We start from the raw sequence: 17,683 nt of genomic DNA, 5'->3' as shown, positions 1-17,683 counted from the left end.
TAATAGTATGAAAATAATAGAGACTATTTCCAACACTCGACTGCTTATCTTGATGACCGCGCTGCTGATGGTGAGTGGTATTTCGGCGTTCATGACGTTGCCACGTGCAGAAGACCCAGTAATCATCAACCGTTACGCGAACATCACAACCAGCTTCCCCGGCGCCAGTGCCGAGCGTGTTGAAACCTTGGTTACTGAGGTAATCGAGAACAAGCTGCGTGAGCTGAGTGAAGTTAAATTGGTGAGTTCAACCTCTAGGCCGAGCGTATCGATTGTCACGCTAGAACTTAATGACACCATCACCGAGCCAGAACCCGTCTGGTCCCAAGCTCGCGACAAGTTATCTGATATCGAATCCATTTTGCCTGCGGGTGCTCAATCGCCTGATCTCGATAGCGACCATACTTATGCTTTCACGACCATCGCATCTCTAACTTGGTCTGGTGCAGGCGAGCCTGATAGGTTAACGCTGGGCCGTTATGCCAAAGAGCTCGCCAAGCGACTAAGAACTTTGTCGGGTACTGAATTCGTTGATGAATACGGGATGCCGCAAGAAGAGATTCAAATCAGTTTACGTACGGCCGATGCCGCTGCTCTAGGGCGTTCAAGCGCCAATATCGCTGAATCGCTCGAAGGGGCAGACGCCAAGAACTCGGCGGGTGAACTGGTCAGTGCTTATTCTCGCTTTGGCTTAGAAATTAAATCTGAACTGGGTTCCATTGAACGCATTAAGCAAGTGCCAATAGCCACTGATAGCAAAGGTCACATCATCCGTATGGAAGACATTGCTTCGGTGAAACGTGGTGAGAAAACCCCACAAGACCAGATTGCTATTGTTGATGGTGAGCCGGGTGTGATTGTCGCGGCAAGAATGCACCCTGATCTGCGAGTTGATAACTGGACGTCGCGAGCTAATGCTCTGATTGGTAAATTTGAGCAAGAGTTACCAAGTAACGTTAAGGTGACCGTGCTCTTTAATCAGCAAGGTTATACCGAGACTCGCTTAGACGATTTAGGCAAAAGCTTGATGATCGGTTTTGGTCTGATCTTGATTGTTCTGTTTGTCACTTTAGGCGTGCGTGCCGCGATCTTAGTGGCAATTTCTCTGCCGTTAACCTCATTATTGACCTTGTCGATCATGAAAATGACCGGTGTGCCGATTAACCAAATGTCGGTGACAGGCCTAATTGTGGCGCTCGGGATCATGGTGGATAACGCGGTGGTGATGGTCGATACCATTCAAGCTTATCGCTTGAAAGGGCAACAGCGCGCTGAAGCGACCATGAATGCATTGAAGCATTTATGGGTGCCGTTATTAGGCTCAACCTTAACTACCGTGTTGGCGTTTGCCCCGATTATCTTGATGCCGGGTGCATCGGGTGAATTTGTCGGTGGTATTGCGATTACCGTTTCTTTCTCATTGATCGGCTCTTACATCATCTCGCACACCTTAATCGCAGGCTTAGCGACCAAGCTATTGCCGAAACAACTCAGTGATGTCGATAAGAAAGGGCAGCACCATTGGTACATGACGGGTTTGAGAATCCCGGCTTTGACGCGCTGGTTCTCATCTTCTGTCCGCTTTGGTGTCACGCATCCAATCATCACGATTGCTTTGGTGTTATTGGTACCGTTTACCGGTTACTGGAGTATGTCTCAGCTGACTGAGCAATTCTTCCCGCCATCAGACCGAGACATGTTTGAGATTCAGGTTTACATGCCGCCGCAAGCGAGCATTTACGCCACCAAAAACACCTCTGAAAAAATCGACGATATCATTCATCGTTACCCTGAAGTGGAACGCATTGATTGGCTAGTGGGCGCAAACTTCCCATCCTTCTATTACAACCTGCAAGCAAGGCAAAATAACGCGCCGTACTTCTCGCAAGCCATGGTGAAAACAGAGAACTTTGACCAAGCCAATGCGCTAATTCCACAGTTGCAAAAGGTGTTGGATGAAGAGGTGCCGGAAGCACAAATCTTGGTACGTAAGCTTAACCAAGGGCCTCCATTTACCGCGCCCGTTGAACTGCGAGTGTATGGTGAAAACCTCGATACGTTGAAAGCGATTGGTGAGGATGTGCGATTGATTTTGGCGGGTGTTCCTCATGTGACGCACACAAGGGAAACGCTGCAACCGGGTACACCTAAGGTGTGGTTGAAGGTCGATGAAGACACCGCAAAGCTGAACGGTATTTCATTGAACCAGTTCGCAGGTATGCTGCAAACTACGCTGACAGGTCGTGAAAGTGGCTCTGTGATTGAAGGCAGTGAGTCGGTACCAATCCGTGTTCGTGTCGCGGATGAAGCGCGTGAAAGCCTAGCGCATTTAAGCAATATTCGTTTGCCAATTAGCTCTGAGGTGTACTCAACGGGAATTAATGTTTCGACTCTGGCTGAACTTGAATTAACTACTAGCCGCGGCGCGATTACTCGTCGTAACGGGCAACGAGTGAACACAATTGAAGGTTACATTGAAGCGGGTGTTTTACCTCAAACCGTCCTTAATGAATTCCAGAAACGCTTAGCAAGCTATCAGATGCCATCGGGTTATACGATTGGTTTTGGTGGTGAATCCGCTGAGCGTGACAATTCAGTTAACAGCCTTATCTCGAATGTCGCCGTTGTGGTGGTATTGATGGTGTTGGTGGTGGTGATGTCGTTCAACTCGTTCCGAATGAGTAGCATCATCTTCATGGTGGCGGGATTGGCTGGTGGCCTAGGCTTGCTGTCGGTGTGGATCTTCGGTTATCCATTTGGCTTTACGGTGATCATCGCCATGCTCGGGATTGCGGGCTTAGCGATTAACGCTGCCATCGTGATTCTGACGGAATTGAAACTCGATGAACAAGCTTCATCCGGTAATGTCGATGCAGTCGTTGAGGCGGTGATGTCGTGTACTCGTCATATCAGCTCAACCACGATAACGACTGTTGGCGGCTTTATGCCATTGATCATCGCTGGCGGTGGTTTCTGGCCTCCGTTTGCGGTCGCGATTGTGGGTGGTACTGTGTTAACCACGCTTATCTCGTTCTACTTTGTGCCGGTGGTTTATCACTTGATGACTCGAAATCAGCGAAAAACCATCGCGACTCAAGCGGCATAACTGTTTTTTAATTTAACTGCTTTTCAATTGCCCATAATCGAGCCGTATCTTGCTCGATTATGGTGTTGTTATTCTCGATAAATTCATCCCAATTCCTACCATTGTGTTGTTCTTTTCACCGCTATAACGTTCTCAATTAGTCAAATTATCCTTTCTGTTAGTCATAATATTCTTTCAATTCGTCACAGTAGTACATCGATGAATGCTTGGTTATCTTGCTGGTGAATGAGTGGGTATTTTGAATAATCTAACCAGTGAATACCTTGTAAATGGTATGTGAATTCACAATCTTGATGGGCGTCACACTTCTATTTATTCGCTCTTTCTAATGTACCTTGAACTTGCCCTGAGCAGTGGTGACGCGCGAGTGTTTATCTACTTTTTCTAAATCCCTTGTCAGTACTGGCTCCATCTGTGTAGCACGCTATTGATGTGTGTCTTAATCGCTTACTGCTTCTTAGTTTTCGTCTTCATAAATGGAAGGTTAGTTTCCAAGTTTGTTTGGTGAGCTTTCAATTTCAACTCTTCATAATGCGCCGAATGTAACAATGTATTTCAAAGTGTAACAATTAAGTCATGTTTTCTGTGTGGTTTTAACCCAGCAGTAACGAACCTTATTGCATTGCTTTTTGAGATGCGGCGTTTCACATGCTCAACACATAAATATTCTAATGATCATGACAACCAGTACTCAGACGTTCGTTCTGAGGCTGGATAACCATCGAGAAAGTTAATGGAAGCTTCAAGATATAAACGCATTTTATCGAGGACAAATTTGTCGAAGATTGGTTTGCTGGGAACCGTTCTGATGCTCGAAGGATGTAACTCCGCATTGCTCGACCCAAAAGGTAGCGTTGGCGTTCAGGAAAAAGAGCTGATTATCACGGCTCTGTTGCTGATGTTGATTGTCGTCATCCCAGTGATTCTGATGACCATCTACTTTGCTTACCGATACCGCGAGAGCAATACCACGGAAGAGTATGCACCTGACTGGGCACACTCAACCAAAATTGAAATAGTGGTATGGACGATTCCAATCATCATCATCGCGATTCTAGCCACCATCACTTGGCGAACAACACACGAATTAGAGCCATCAAAGCCTCTGGTGAGTGACGTTAAGCCTATGGTGATCGAAGTGGTCTCTCTGGACTGGAAATGGCTGTTCATCTATCCGGAGCAAAACATTGCGACGGTTAACTATGTTGCGTTCCCGAAAGATGTTCCGGTGACGTTTAAGCTGACTTCAGACAACATCATGAACGCATTCTTTATCCCGCGTCTTGGTTCGCAGATCTACGCGATGCCGGGAATGGTGACCAAGTTGAATTTGATTGCAAACCACGAAGGTGACTTCAAAGGTTTTGCATCGAACTACAGTGGAAAAGGGTTCTCACAGATGAAATTCACCGCATCAGCTCTGCCTGATCAAGTGGCGTTTTTAAACTGGGTGGAGAAAGTGAAAGCAAGTCCTGATCGTATTGAAGATTGGGAGCAGTTCCGTTCATTGGCCGCGCCAAGTGTGGCTGAACCTGTGACTCTGTTTTCTAGTATCCCACCATTTTTATTCACTGATGTCGTGACCCAGCACCCTGGTTCAATGAACTGTTTGCCGGAAACCCAAGGATAATCGTCATGTTTGGAAGATTAACTCTAGACTCAATTCCCTACCACGAACCCATTATTTTGATCACCTTAACCATGATCGCCTTAGTGGGTAGTTTAGTGGTGTATGCGGTAACAAAAGCCGGTAAGTGGCAATACCTATGGAATGAATGGTTTACGTCTGTAGACCACAAAAAACTAGGCTTCATGTACATTGCGGTCGCGATGGTGATGTTAGTTCGTGGCTTTGCCGATGCGGTCATGATGCGTAGCCAGCAATTGCTTTCTGCAGCTGGTGAGACTGGCTATTTACCGCCACATCACTATGACCAGATCTTCACGGCTCACGGCGTGATCATGATTTTCTTCGTCGCGATGCCACTGGTTATCGGCCTGATGAACATCATCGTGCCGCTGCAAATTGGCGCTCGTGATGTTGCATTCCCTTATCTGAATAACTTGAGCTTCTGGCTATTTGTGGTGGGTATTATCCTAACCAACATGTCGCTTGGCTTAGGTGAGTTTGGCCGTACGGGTTGGTTGGCGTATCCGCCGCTGTCTGGCATTGAGGCGAGCCCAGGAGTCGGGGTCGATTATTGGATATGGGCACTGCAAATATCCGGTGTGGGTACCACGTTAACGGGTGTGAACTTCTTCGCGACTATTTTGCGCATGCGTACTCCATCTATGCCAATGATGAAGATGCCAGTGTTCACTTGGGCATCTCTGTGTGCCAACATCCTGATCATCATCTCTTTCCCAATCCTAACGGTCACTATCGCGTTACTGACTTTGGATAGATACATCGGCACGCACTTCTTCACCAATGACCTTGGTGGCAACGTGATGATGTATGTGAACTTGATTTGGGCATGGGGACACCCTGAGGTGTACATCCTAATTTTGCCTATCTTCGGTGTGTTCTCTGAAGTGACTGCAACCTTCTCTCGCAAAAAATTGTTTGGTTATACCTCGCTGGTATGGGCGACGGTGGCTATTACTATTTTAGCGTTTGTGGTTTGGCTGCATCACTTCTTCACCATGGGTTCTGGCGCCAATGTGAATGCCTTCTTCGGCATCGCGACCATGATTATCTCTATCCCAACCGGGGTTAAGATCTTCAACTGGTTATTCACCATGTACAAAGGTCGTATCCGCTTCACCACGCCAATGATGTGGACAGTGGGCTTCCTAATCACCTTCACCGTTGGTGGTATGACGGGCGTATTGATGGCGGTTCCGGGTGCGGATTTCATTCTGCATAACTCGGTATTCCTGATTGCGCACTTCCACAACGTAATCATCGGTGGCGTGGTCTTCGGCTGTTTTGCTGCAATTGGTTACTGGTTCCCGAAAGCGACCGGATTCACTCTGAACGAGCTTTGGGGAAAACGCGCATTCTACTGCTGGATCATCGGTTTCTTGATGGCGTTCTTGCCGCTTTACGCTCTTGGTTTTATGGGCATGACGCGTCGTTTGAGCCAAGACATTAACCCTGAGTTCTTCCCACTACTGGCGGTTGCGGCTGCAGGTACGGGCGTGATTGCGATGGGTGTGGTGTGTCAGTTCGTTCAGATTTACGTGAGTGTTCGTGACCGAGACCAAAACCGAGATCTAACCGGTGACCCGTGGGGCGGACGTACCTTTGAATGGGCAACGTCTTCACCACCGCCGTTCTATAACTTTGCAAAACTGCCTAAGGGCGATGAGATCGATTCGTTCTGGTATCAAAAGCAAAGTGGCGAGTTTGATCCAACTCAGGAAGAAGAATACGAACGTATTCACATGCCGAAGAACACACCGACAGGCATTTATGTGTCTGCATGGGCGTTGGCATTTGGCTTCGCAATGATCTGGTACATCTGGTGGCTAGCGGCTGCAAGCTTAGTGGGCATCGTGGTGACGTGTATTCAACACAGCTACAACGACGATGTGGACTACTACGTGGAAGTTGAAGAGATCAAAGCGATTGAAGCGGCTCGACGTGCGCAGCTTGCAGAAGCGAAAAAACAGTCAGTGAAAGGCGATCATTCTGGTCGTGGTAACAGCGCTGACGGTGATGCTGATAGTGATAATAACGACAATAAAGATGACTTGGAGACGACGTATGCAAGCTAATACTCCGTCACACACTTATGATCTTGCACATTCGCATGATCATCACCACGAAGCTGCGGGCAACAAGTTGTTTGGCTTCTGGGTTTACTTGATGAGTGACTGTGTCCTGTTTGCCACGCTTTTCGCGACTTATGCCGTGCTTGAGAGTGGATCAATTGCAGGGCCGACAGGTAAAGACATCTTTGAACTGCCGTTCGTGTTTGTCGAAACCATGATGCTGCTGTTCAGTAGTATCACATTCGGTTTTGGCATGATTGCGATGAAGCGCAAAGACGTGACCGGACTGAAGCGCTGGATCAAAGTGACTTTCGTATTGGGCTTAGCCTTTATCTGTATGGAAGTGTATGAGTTCCATCATTTGATTGCAGAAGGTTATGGCCCTCAAGAAAGTGCATTCCTTTCTGCGTTCTTTACCTTGGTTGGCACACACGGTTTGCACGTAACGTTTGGCCTGATTTGGATGGCGGTGGCGTACCACCAACTTTCAACCAAAGGCTTGAACGACAACATGTCGATGCGCTTCCAGTGCTTGAGCTTGTTCTGGCACTTCCTTGATATCGTTTGGATTTGTGTATTTACCATCGTGTACTTAATGGGGGTGATGTAATGGAACAGCATCTAGACAGTGGTGCAACGGATTATGTGAAAGGCTTTATTGCGTCACTGATTCTCACCATTATTCCGTTCTACATCGTGTGGGCGCATGTGTTACCAAGCACAGAAACGTACGTGATCTTGTTCGGCTGCGCGTTGGTGCAAATTTTTGTGCACTTTAAGTACTTCTTACATATGGAAGCGAAATCTTCCGATGGGCGTTGGAACTTGGTGTCACTGATGTTTACCGCCATTGTTGTATTGATTCTTATCGCTGGCTCGGTATGGATCATCTACAACATGAACGTCAACATGAAGTTGTAGGCTAGGGTATGCTGAAAAGATATCTGTCTATCACCAAACCGGGCATCATTTTCGGCAACCTGATTTCTGTTGCGGCGGGGTTCTTCCTCGCCGCAAAAACAGAACCAGCCAGTGCGATGTTGTTACTGACAACATTAGCGGGTGTGGGACTTGTGATTGCATCAGGTTGTGTTGTGAACAACATCTTTGATCGAGACATCGACCAAAAGATGAAGCGCACACAAAATCGAGAATTGGTTCAAGGAAACATCAATACAGATGTAGCGTTCGTCTATGCCTTGGTTTTACTGCTAGCAGGCACAGCGCTGCTGTTTCAGTTCGCTAATCCGATCTCTGCGGTCATGGTGTTGCTTGGCTATGTGTTTTACGTCTTTTTCTACACCATGTGGTACAAGCGTACATCGGTTTACGGCACTTTAGTTGGCAGTATTTCGGGCGCAGTTCCGCCATTGGTGGGTTACTTGGCGGTGACGAATTACATCAGCCTTGAAGCGATATTGTTGTTTGTGATGTTCTGCTTATGGCAAATGCCACACTCGTACGCGATCGCGATGTTCCGCATACAAGATTATCGAGATGCAGGCATTCCCGTGTTACCGGTGAAAGAGGGCGTCGATAAAGCACATCAACACATGAAAGCCTATGTGGTGGCGTTTTGCGCAGTCTCATTGGCGCTGTTCCTACTCGGGGAAGCAGGTTATGAGTATCTAGCGGTGTCGGCAGCAGTCTGTTTTATGTGGACCAAAGTGACATTCCGCAAAGTCGATTGCCTCAACTACATCCAGTGGTCAAAGACCGTCTTCAAGGTCTCTCTGCTGGTGGTAATGAGCATCAGTGGTGTACTGGGGCTGGAGTTGATTCCGTTGCCTACGCTTTTTTGATTTAAGTTTGTCGTTGAACCCTCAATGTTCTGAAGTCCGAGGGTTTGACGACTTTTTATTGTTTGTTTTTGTCATCTGTCTTATTTTTCTTTGTTGCTCCCCCCTTTAACTATTCAGCCTTGAATTACTTAGATTTTAGCTATTACCCTTCAAAAATATCATTGAACCAAGCTTCTAATTGCTCACGTTTATCTTGGGGGCCGTTGATGACGATTAAACGTTGCAAGCTTGCTTGATCCCAAGAAATGGTTCCTGTTGCTAGCGCATCGAACACGTCTAACTCTGTGATCAGAAGTAAATCTTCCTCGGTTGGTAATGTATCTCTTCCTGAAACTTTGACACCTTTAGCAAAGCTGATTTCGCTGTAGTGGCCTTTGATTGCTTCAAATAGATTGAACTCAATTTTGTTTGGATGTGCTTTGCCAAGTGCTGCTTGTATCGCAAAAAGGCGGAAATGATCAGGCTTATTTAAATTGCCAAATTCGTCATCTTGTCTTGCATTGATTATGTTGCCAAAGACTTCGAGAGAGCCCGGTTCAGTGATCAAGCTAAGTCCAGTATCTTGATGCAGGCCGCAAGCAAAAACCAAAGATGAACTGAGTGAAAGTAGCAGAGCGAAACGTTTTAGCATCTAGAAACCTTGAGTCGAACGTATATATTTCACATCACGCCATCAGTAAAGTTGATGTGAGCGGAGGAGTTTGAATTATATAATAAGCAAAAGATAAAGGGACCGCGAAGGGTCCCTATGTTTATCCGTTTGCTATCCTAGCGAGCCCTTAACTAACGTGTGTCAGTTAACGAACGATAAGCATCAGCTCTTCAGGGGAAAGAGGCTTATCGAAGTAGCTCATGAATAGACCAAAGGCTTGAATGTCGCCATTCGAGAACTTAAACGCACCAGACTGCATGTTGGTACCAATCACTTGTTGAGCGTTTGGACCAGCCATCAAGATTTGGTTCAATACTTGACGAGAAGTGTTGATTTGAACATCAGCGCCTTCTAGTGCCGTTTCATGAAGCTGAGCAATACCGTTACGCACTTCGATAGTGAATGACTCGTTGGTATCAGAGAAGTTGTAAGTTAGCGCAGTGTTCACATCTAGCGTGTTCTCTGCGATTAACGTCGATGTCATCATATCGAAGATTTGTTTACTTGGTAGGGCAGTTAGAACGTCTACAGAAGCAAAACTGATCATGTTAGAGAAGTCACGATTACCTTCTAGTTCAGCTGCAGCATTCAACGCCCAGTTACGCCAGTTGATGTTCACTTGATCGGCAGACCATGCTTTGTAAGCTTGTGCTTTCATCTCACGAGCTTCCATATCTTGCTTGTTTACCGTGATAGGGTAAGAAAGAATCTCCGCTGCAAAAGTGTAGTTCTCTGCTTTCATCGCTGCTTTTGCTGTGTCGATGATGTTATCACGGCCGCCCATGATTTCTACGAAAGCTTTAGCACGCTGCTCATAAGCCATTGGCTCTAGTTGCCACGGATCGGCTTCGAAGAAACCGTTGTAGCCTACGTAAATTTGGCGAACAGCGTGTGCAACAGTACCATAATGCTCACCCAACCAAGGGTGTTCTGCAAGGTGCTTAGGAAGTTTAACCACTTCAACTAGCTCGTCTGGCGTCATACCTTTGTTCATGTGACGAATCGTTTGGTCGTGTGTGTATTGGATTGCATCACGGTAAGCCGTTAGTACATCCGCTACCGCTTCTTTGCCTTCAACAGGACGACCGTGAGAGTTAATCATGATCTCAGTGTCGAACTTACGCATTACGTCGATGCCCTTGAACCACATTGATGGGTCACGGAATTTAGTACCACGGATGGTGTGAAGGTTAGGGAAGTTCTCACCTTGAAGTACTTCAGCCGCGTGCAGGATTTTCTGGTCTGGGAAGTAAACCACTAACTCATCTTTAGTTTCAGATGGCACGTTCTCGATGTGCATTTTCACGCCAGAAATTTCGATTTCTATGTGGCTTTGGCTTGGTACAAGCAGGTTTGGTTCGATGAACGAGATAGCACCTTGCATGAAGCGCGGACCAAGGCCGTCGTTTACTGTGCCGTGCTCGCCTTCTTCTACGTGCTTAGCACCTGTGTAAGAAGTACGGTGACCAAATAGAGTACCTAGGTTTGAAGACCAGTTAGCCACTGCAGCGGTTAGGCCTTCTTCAGCGATGATTTTTACTTCACCTGATGCCACTTCTTCGTCAGTCACCCACGCACGCACACCAGAGATGTGGTCGATGTGGTTGTGAGAATAAATGATTGCTTTAACCGGCTTGTCGGTGATTTGACGGAACTGTTCTTTAACCGATTGAGCCATTTCTACCGACTCGCCTGGATCAACAATGATGATGCCGTCCGTACCTTCAATCATGACGGGTGTATCTAGACCGAAACCGTAACCAAGATATACGTTGTCATCTACTTTGATGATTGCTTGGTCCATTTTACGACCATGCTTGGTGAGGATTGGGTGAACATGGTCAGACTCAGCAGTGTAAGCTAGAGAATCGCCTGTTTTAGAAACAACTTGAATACGTTCGCCTTTTCCCCAGAACATGTTTGATTTGTGTTCGAATAGAACCTCGCTCTTGTAGCGAGCATCAAGATCAATGTTTTGGTATTGCGCAGTATTTGCCGTCTGAAGTTCTTGGCCGACTTTCGATGTCGCTTCTACAGTTGGCGTTGCAGATGCAAAACCAGAAGCAAGTAGAGTGCTCGCAATAGCAACAGGAAGCGCCATTTTTTTGAATGTATTAGTCATGGTAGTGACCTTATATTTGGATACAGGAATTGGATTTCTTGAGCCAAATGATAGAGGTGGGGGAGGTCGCTATCTACGCGCTAATAATATTTCAATCTAACGTTTTTTCGATGATTTGTTTGATAAACGATTGTATTGGCGATTAATTTTGATCTAAATCAATTAGTAAATGAGCTTGCAACAGATACAAAAATGCCCTGAAATTCAGGGCATTTGTTTTACAATTAGTCGCTAGTTCATGAGTGGCTGTGATACGAGTGAATAACAGCCAAATCATTGAATATTTAATTGCTTATCAAGAGCTAATCGTTTACCAAGCACCTAAGTATGACTTGTAAGATTGTAGGCGAACCGTTGCTGCACCGATTACATCGATGAAGCCCCAGAACGGATGTGGCTTCTCAGCTGAGATCCAAGCCGCGCCAGTTGAACCAATAGGGATGTTGTAACCTTCTGGTTCAATGATCTCAAGTACGATAGTACGACCTAAACCATTGCCGTTTCTTACCACGTGTTGACCGACGCTTTGTGGCCCCTGAAGTGGAGAAATACTCGACTCACCGGTACCGGCATTAAAGCTGTGTACTTTTGCTCGGAACACGTGGCCTGGGTATGCATCAACGAAGAACTCAGCGAAGTCTCCTACTTGAACATAGCCATAAGTTTGGTCTGAAATACGCATCTCAAGAAACTTTTTGCTGGTGTTGTAGAGGTGCATGTTACCCATGACAGAACCTTCAGCAATATTCACTATCGATACCTGACCATCAAACTCAGCTCTAATGGTCTTTTTCTCTTGCGCCCAATTTACTTTTTGTAAATCGGCTTTTAACGACACCAGTTCAGCATGCAGCACTCGAAGATCAGAGTCGTACTTTTCTACGTCACGCATATTGAAAATTTCAGGTGACGTTTCAGCACGCTCTAAGTCGCGATTCATTTGCTTGATCTCTTCTTCTTTCTGAACAATTGAAGATTCGATCTTTGCTTTGTCTGCGGCTGAGTCAATGTCGACGAGTGTGTAAATTACGTCGCCTTCTTTAACCATTTGGTTGTGTTCAACAAGCACTTGGTCGATCTGCTGGCCAAAGATCGGTGACATTACCGCGTGTGGTGCTTTCACTGTGGTTGAGTTGGTTAGATCAACGGGTGCCCACAAGCGAGAGATTACCGCTAATACCGCAAGAATCGTTACGCCACCAATGGCAGCCCATGTGTAGTTCTTGAAGTTCTTCTTAAGTGCGCCTGTCGCAAACAGTGACCATACAATTAGGATGTATGGAATCATCATCTCTTTCATTATGCGACCTCTTTTTCTGTAGCGGATGGTGTTGTTGGAGTCTTTTCTTCTGAAGCCTGTTCTTTTGAAGATTGCTCTACTGAAGACGGTTCTGTTACCGGTTGTTCAGGTGATACGTGGACTGCGGCTGTCTCTGTATTGGTCGCGTCTTGTTTAGGCTGAACACCACGGCGAATCACATCACTCAGTGATTGACCAATATGTTTCCAGTTCGCCAATGCGATAACCAATGCGATAACCCAGAATGTTTTGCTGATGAAGAGTCCGCAAAGTGACAGTGCAAACACGATTTGAACGTGAGCGCTTTTGTGCTCTTTTGCTTTATGCACACCCAGTTCATGCAACTGCCACATGCCGTAAACACCGGCTAAAACCACAGCAATGGTCACTGAGAACAAGTAACCAGAGAAGGACTCCATCTGGAAGAAGTTCATCATCATTTCATTGGGATGATTGTTGAATTGAGACATGTCGATGTCTTTAGAATGGATTGTGCCTAATGGTGCAAGAGCCCATGCTCCCGCAAACATCACTGCCATAAACAGGCAGAATTTAATCAAGACCATCACAACGGCCCAGATTTTCTGGAAAACGATTTTTATAAAGTTCATATCTCAACCTAAATAAGGAGAGAGAAAGTGCAGCCTTGGTACAAGACTTTTAGAAGACATCTGAAAGAGGTGTTGAACTCACGTAACCGTATAGACCTACTGAGTCAAAAGTACTAGATGACAATTAAAAATCGCTTTGACCACGTAGACAACGCATTCTCGCGAATAGAGTGTTAAAAACACCTGGCGAAATCATTCTTAAGTAACGTTTACCATTGATAGGTTCGTTTGCTGCATTGGGTTTTAAGGCCGTCTTCCGTGATGTGTGCAACACCATCATCTACACATTTTTAGGTTTTCTGTTTAGGTTAAGAATTGATTTGTTGGCGAAATAATAGGAAGTGTAACTGGTGCTATCTACGCATTATTGCGATATTGAATTATCGTAATTACGATGAATTGAGTGGTTGCTTAAACGTGAGGTGGGTTTATTTGAACAGGCTCAAACTCGGCTTATAAAATATGTCTATTTAATTAGCCTGGATCATAGAAGTGGCTATAAAAGTATCAATAAGGCAGGACGGAAATATTGAATACTCCGACCAGTCTAGGGTGAGTTGTTCTGACATTTTTGCTCTTTACCATATGATGCTTCCTTCTCAGTTTTGTTTTCTCAATGAGCATCCGTTGTTTCATTCTATCGCTTTTACGATAAGATAATTAAATCTATCGCCAAATGAGCACTGAATCATGAGTAATGACATTCCGAATTTTAACTTATTGGCTGTGTTTTCAGCGGTGATGGAGCAGGGCAGTTTGAGTAAGGCTGCCGATCATTTGAATACCAATCAATCGACGATCAGCACTGCGCTCGGCCGACTGAAAAATGGAATTGGCCAAGAGTTGTTTGTGCGCAGTGGGCGAGGGGTTGTGCCTACTGCTTACTCGCAAAGCTTGTATGAGCAAATCAAAGCGCCAATACACGAGCTCAACGGCGTGTTTCAAGGTATGGCTGGGTTTGATGAAGCGAGTACAGAGCGCAGGTTTGTGGCTTCGGTTCCCGAACATTTAAAGTGGATGTTGCTCGATCGATTTTCTCAGTTATCTAACCAAGGCTTATCTCTTGAGGTGTATGACCAACCAGATAGTGATGATCAAGTCCATGAGGATCTATTAACTCAGAAGTTTGATTTGATGATCGACATTGTGTTGCCTGAGCATTCAAGCATGATGAGCGAAAAGCTCTACGACAGTGAGTTTGTGATTGTTTGCCGAAATGGGCACCCTAGGATCAAAGGTGAGATCACCGAGGCGCAATATCTCAGTGAGCAACATGCGGTTTTAGCCAGAACACGTCGCCAAGTAAGAAGTTTGACTCACTACACTTCGTTAGACTTATCCTCGCGTAAAATTGTAATTCACGGCAGCTCTATGGCCAGTAACCTAATGCTGTGTAGCCAGACTGATTACATCACTGTTGTGCCGCTTTCTATGGCGAACCAGTATCAGGAACGTCTTGGGTTACAGTTGTTCAAACCGCCTTTCGATTATCAGCCTATCTCTCATTACCTCATTTGGTTGAAAAAACAGAACACCGATCCGGCACATAAGTGGTTGAGAGAGCAGATCATCAATACGACTAATGACATGTCTAAATCACTAAACAGTTGGCGCTCCGCTTTCTGATCGTCGCCCTATCTTTTGTTTGCCAAATATCTTCTTAACAAATCACTTGTATTAAGTGAGTTATAATAAAAAATTATCACAATGAGAATTTATGATAATTTCATTTATTTGCTGTCAGCTCGTATATTAACCCTAACAAAGAAGTGGGTAACCTCCACTCACGATTATATCGGCTCAGGTTGCTGGGCTAAAAAAGGGCGAAATATGAAATTCCTACACACAATGATCCGAGTTACTGATTTAGACAAGTCTATCGAGTTCTACACCAAGGTATTGGGAATGAAGGAACTTGAACGCCACGAAAACAAAGAGTACCGCTACACATTGGTTTTTGTTGGCTATGAGCAAGGCGGCACGACTATCGAGCTAACGTACAACTGGGATACGAATGAGTACGAGATGGGCAGCGCGTTTGGTCATCTGGCATTGGGTGTAGAAGATATTTACGCAGCATGTGACAAAATCAAATCGCTAGGTGGCAACGTCACTCGCGAAGCGGGTCCAGTGAAAGGCGGCTCAACTCATATCGCTTTTATTACTGACCCAGACGGCTACCAAATCGAACTGATTCAACTAGGTTAATCGAGGATATAACAATGACAAACGCACTATTTCAACCAATTCAACTTGGTAATATCGAGCTTAAAAACCGTATTGTTATGCCACCGATGACGCGTTCTCGCGCAACGCAACCTGGTAATTCAGCAAACGATATGATGGCGGCTTACTACGCTCAGCGTGCTTCTGCAGGTTTGATTATTGCTGAAGGCACACAAATTTCACCTATGGGTCAAGGCTATGCTTGGACTCCGGGTATCTATTCTGATGAGCAGATCGCTGGTTGGAAAAAAGTGACTGATGCCGTACATGAAAAAGAGGGCGTTATCTTCGCTCAACTTTGGCATGTAGGCCGTGTAACACACCCAGACAACATTGGTGGTGAACAGCCAATCTCGTCTTCTGCACTTAAAGCACAAAACGTAAAGGTATTCATCGATAACGGTACTGATGAACCGGGCTTTGTTGATGTGGTTGAACCTCGTGAAATGACGAAACAAGACATCAAAGAGGTGGTTGAACAGTATCGCCAAGCGGCTTTGAATGCGGTTGAAGCAGGCTTTGATGGTATCGAACTTCACGCAGCGAATGGTTACTTAATCAACCAATTCATCGATTCTGAAGCAAACAACCGCACTGACGAATACGGTGGTTCAATTGAAAACCGTTTACGTTTCCTAGGCGAAGTGGTTGAAGCTATGGTTGAAGCGATTGGTGCTGACCGTGTTGGTGTACGCCTTGCTCCGTTCACATCGTTGAATGGTACGGTTGACGCTACACCAGTAGAGACTTACACAGCGGCGGCAGCACTACTTAACCTATACAAAATTGTTTACCTACACATTGCAGAAGTTGATTGGGACGATGCACCTGAAACGCCAAAAGCATTTAAAGCAGCAGTTCGTGAAGCCTACGAGGGTGTCCTTATTTATGCGGGTAAATACGATAGCGAGCGTGGCGAAAAAGCCGTTGCTGAAGGCGTAACTGACATGGTTGGTTTTGGTCGTCCATTCGTTGCGAACCCAGATTTACCAGCTCGTATTCAAAATGGTTACCCACTTGCAGCGCACGATCCAAACACATTGTTCGGTGGTGCTGAAAAGGGTTTAACGGATTACCCAGAATACGCAGGCTAAAAACAGCTGCCTGAAGCAGAGTATTGAGATAGTATCTCGATCCTGTTGAATGTTTATAAAAAGCAACCTTGCAGAGTCGGGTTGCTTTTTTTGTTATTGGACTAAGTAAAATGATGAACGTGAAAGCGATGCGCGGAGAGCTTTACCTTCTATTTGCCACCCTGCTAGCTGGGGTGGGATGGATTGCATCTAAGCTGGTGGTATTAGAAATGCCTGGGCCAGTGTTCATTGGTGTGCGATTCCTCGTCGCGAGTCTTATTCTTCTGCCATTTTGTATTCACCATATTCGTAAGCTTTCGTTTAAGCAGATTCTGTCTCTTTGCGGCGTGGGTTTGTTGTTGTCTGCCTCATTGCAGGTATGGGTGTTTGCAGTTTCGGTGACTGAAAGCTTGTCGGAAGGGGCATTCATCATGAGCTTAGCCATGATCATTGCACCGTTTGTGTCTTGGATTTTGTTTCGAGTTAAGCCTAATCGCGCGTTTTGGATGTCTTTCCCGATCGCGATTATTGGCATGCTGTTGCTGACTTTGGGTAACGGCTGGCATGTTGAGCAGAGTCAGATTTATTTCTTACTAGCATCGATGTTGTTGTCTGTTCACTTTGTGATGAACAAGCGTGTGATTACCAATATCAAGCCTATCGCATCAATCTGTGTGCAACTGTTTGTGGTGGGTGTGAGTGGTTTAGCCTTTGCTTCTATGACAGCTCAGCCGGAGTTCGAAATCACCAAAACTTTAGTCTTCTGGTTTATTGTCTCTGCGGTGATCGCAACGTCTATTCGTTACTTGCTACAAACGGTCGGTCAGCACTCCGTGAACATGGAAGTGGCGGCATTGATCATGATTCTTGAGCCTGTGTGGACGCTGCTGTTAAGTGTGAGTGTGCTTGGCGAAAGTGTAGAGATGCAGAAGCTGCTCGGTGGGGCGGTGATCATTGCTTCACTATTTTGCTATATCAAATGGTCGAGACGAAAATAAAACACTCGGCGCAAGGCCGAGTGTGGGTTGTTTTTCAATACACGTTCAGAGTGTAATAATTTCTAAGCACTAA

General features: G+C 45.7%; 14 protein-coding genes. 10 read left to right on the top strand and 4 right to left on the bottom strand.

What is annotated here, in order from left to right:
* Nucleotides 1-7 precede the first annotated feature (7 nt).
* The 6 genes from A6D97_RS10930 to cyoE all read left to right on the top strand — a co-directional run bounded on the left by A6D97_RS10930 (nucleotide 8) and on the right by cyoE (nucleotide 8,628).
* Nucleotides 8-3,106, top strand: a complete 3,099-nt coding sequence (locus tag A6D97_RS10930; RefSeq protein ID WP_065584362.1) for an efflux RND transporter permease subunit — start codon at nucleotides 8-10, stop codon at nucleotides 3,104-3,106.
* A gap of 733 nt (nucleotides 3,107-3,839) precedes the next feature.
* Nucleotides 3,840-4,736, top strand: a complete 897-nt coding sequence (gene cyoA / locus A6D97_RS10925; RefSeq protein ID WP_083190227.1) for a ubiquinol oxidase subunit II — start codon at nucleotides 3,840-3,842, stop codon at nucleotides 4,734-4,736.
* 5 nt (nucleotides 4,737-4,741) lie between these two features.
* Nucleotides 4,742-6,829: a cytochrome o ubiquinol oxidase subunit I gene (gene cyoB, locus A6D97_RS10920; protein WP_065584360.1), complete on the top strand. Its 2,088-nt coding sequence runs from the start codon at nucleotides 4,742-4,744 to the stop codon at nucleotides 6,827-6,829.
* The gene (gene cyoC / locus A6D97_RS10915; protein ID WP_010439790.1) at nucleotides 6,819-7,436 is read left to right on the top strand and encodes a cytochrome o ubiquinol oxidase subunit III; all 618 of its coding nucleotides are present in this window, start codon (nucleotides 6,819-6,821) and stop codon (nucleotides 7,434-7,436) included. The genes cyoB and cyoC overlap by 11 nt, the downstream gene beginning before the upstream one ends.
* Complete coding sequence (gene cyoD / locus A6D97_RS10910; protein ID WP_004736302.1) at nucleotides 7,436-7,747, top strand: cytochrome o ubiquinol oxidase subunit IV; 312 nt, start codon at nucleotides 7,436-7,438, stop codon at nucleotides 7,745-7,747. Before cyoC ends, cyoD begins: the two co-directional genes overlap by 1 nt.
* Nucleotides 7,748-7,755: 8 nt before the next feature.
* Nucleotides 7,756-8,628, top strand: coding sequence for a heme o synthase (gene cyoE, locus A6D97_RS10905; RefSeq protein WP_065584359.1), 873 nt, complete (start codon nucleotides 7,756-7,758; stop codon nucleotides 8,626-8,628).
* Between the two features lie 142 nt (nucleotides 8,629-8,770).
* Here cyoE and A6D97_RS10900 read toward each other — a convergent pair whose 3' ends face one another.
* The 4 genes from A6D97_RS10900 to A6D97_RS10885 all read right to left on the bottom strand — a co-directional run bounded on the left by A6D97_RS10900 (nucleotide 8,771) and on the right by A6D97_RS10885 (nucleotide 13,313).
* Nucleotides 8,771-9,259 carry a hypothetical protein gene (locus A6D97_RS10900; RefSeq protein WP_017065279.1) on the bottom strand — a complete coding sequence of 163 codons (489 nt, stop codon included), beginning with the start codon at nucleotides 9,257-9,259 and terminating at the stop codon, nucleotides 8,771-8,773.
* A gap of 166 nt (nucleotides 9,260-9,425) precedes the next feature.
* Nucleotides 9,426-11,402, bottom strand: a complete 1,977-nt coding sequence (locus A6D97_RS10895) for an alkyl sulfatase dimerization domain-containing protein (RefSeq protein WP_065584358.1) — start codon at nucleotides 11,400-11,402, stop codon at nucleotides 9,426-9,428.
* A gap of 310 nt (nucleotides 11,403-11,712) precedes the next feature.
* Nucleotides 11,713-12,702 carry a biotin/lipoyl-binding protein gene (locus A6D97_RS10890; RefSeq protein ID WP_012604427.1) on the bottom strand — a complete coding sequence of 330 codons (990 nt, stop codon included), beginning with the start codon at nucleotides 12,700-12,702 and terminating at the stop codon, nucleotides 11,713-11,715.
* Nucleotides 12,702-13,313, bottom strand: a complete 612-nt coding sequence (locus A6D97_RS10885; RefSeq protein WP_017065282.1) for a hypothetical protein — start codon at nucleotides 13,311-13,313, stop codon at nucleotides 12,702-12,704. The genes A6D97_RS10890 and A6D97_RS10885 overlap by 1 nt, the downstream gene beginning before the upstream one ends.
* A 690-nt stretch (nucleotides 13,314-14,003) precedes the next feature.
* Here A6D97_RS10885 and A6D97_RS10880 point away from each other — a divergent pair.
* The 4 genes from A6D97_RS10880 to A6D97_RS10865 all read left to right on the top strand — a co-directional run bounded on the left by A6D97_RS10880 (nucleotide 14,004) and on the right by A6D97_RS10865 (nucleotide 17,610).
* Nucleotides 14,004-14,939: a LysR family transcriptional regulator gene (locus A6D97_RS10880; protein ID WP_065584357.1), complete on the top strand. Its 936-nt coding sequence runs from the start codon at nucleotides 14,004-14,006 to the stop codon at nucleotides 14,937-14,939.
* Nucleotides 14,940-15,143: 204 nt separating this feature from the next.
* Nucleotides 15,144-15,521, top strand: coding sequence for a lactoylglutathione lyase (gene gloA, locus A6D97_RS10875; RefSeq protein ID WP_017066787.1), 378 nt, complete (start codon nucleotides 15,144-15,146; stop codon nucleotides 15,519-15,521).
* A gap of 14 nt (nucleotides 15,522-15,535) precedes the next feature.
* Nucleotides 15,536-16,633, top strand: coding sequence for an alkene reductase (locus A6D97_RS10870; RefSeq protein WP_017065285.1), 1,098 nt, complete (start codon nucleotides 15,536-15,538; stop codon nucleotides 16,631-16,633).
* A gap of 110 nt (nucleotides 16,634-16,743) precedes the next feature.
* On the top strand, nucleotides 16,744-17,610 hold the full coding sequence (locus A6D97_RS10865) for a DMT family transporter (protein ID WP_017060207.1): 867 nt from the start codon (nucleotides 16,744-16,746) through the stop codon (nucleotides 17,608-17,610).
* The last annotated feature ends 73 nt before the right edge of the window (nucleotides 17,611-17,683 follow it).

This window comes from Vibrio sp. ZF57, assembly GCF_001691235.1.
In the GTDB taxonomy this organism is placed as follows: domain Bacteria; phylum Pseudomonadota; class Gammaproteobacteria; order Enterobacterales; family Vibrionaceae; genus Vibrio; species Vibrio crassostreae_C.
Note: the sequence above shows the minus strand (reverse complement) of the source record. Positions and strands in the feature narration are given on the sequence as shown.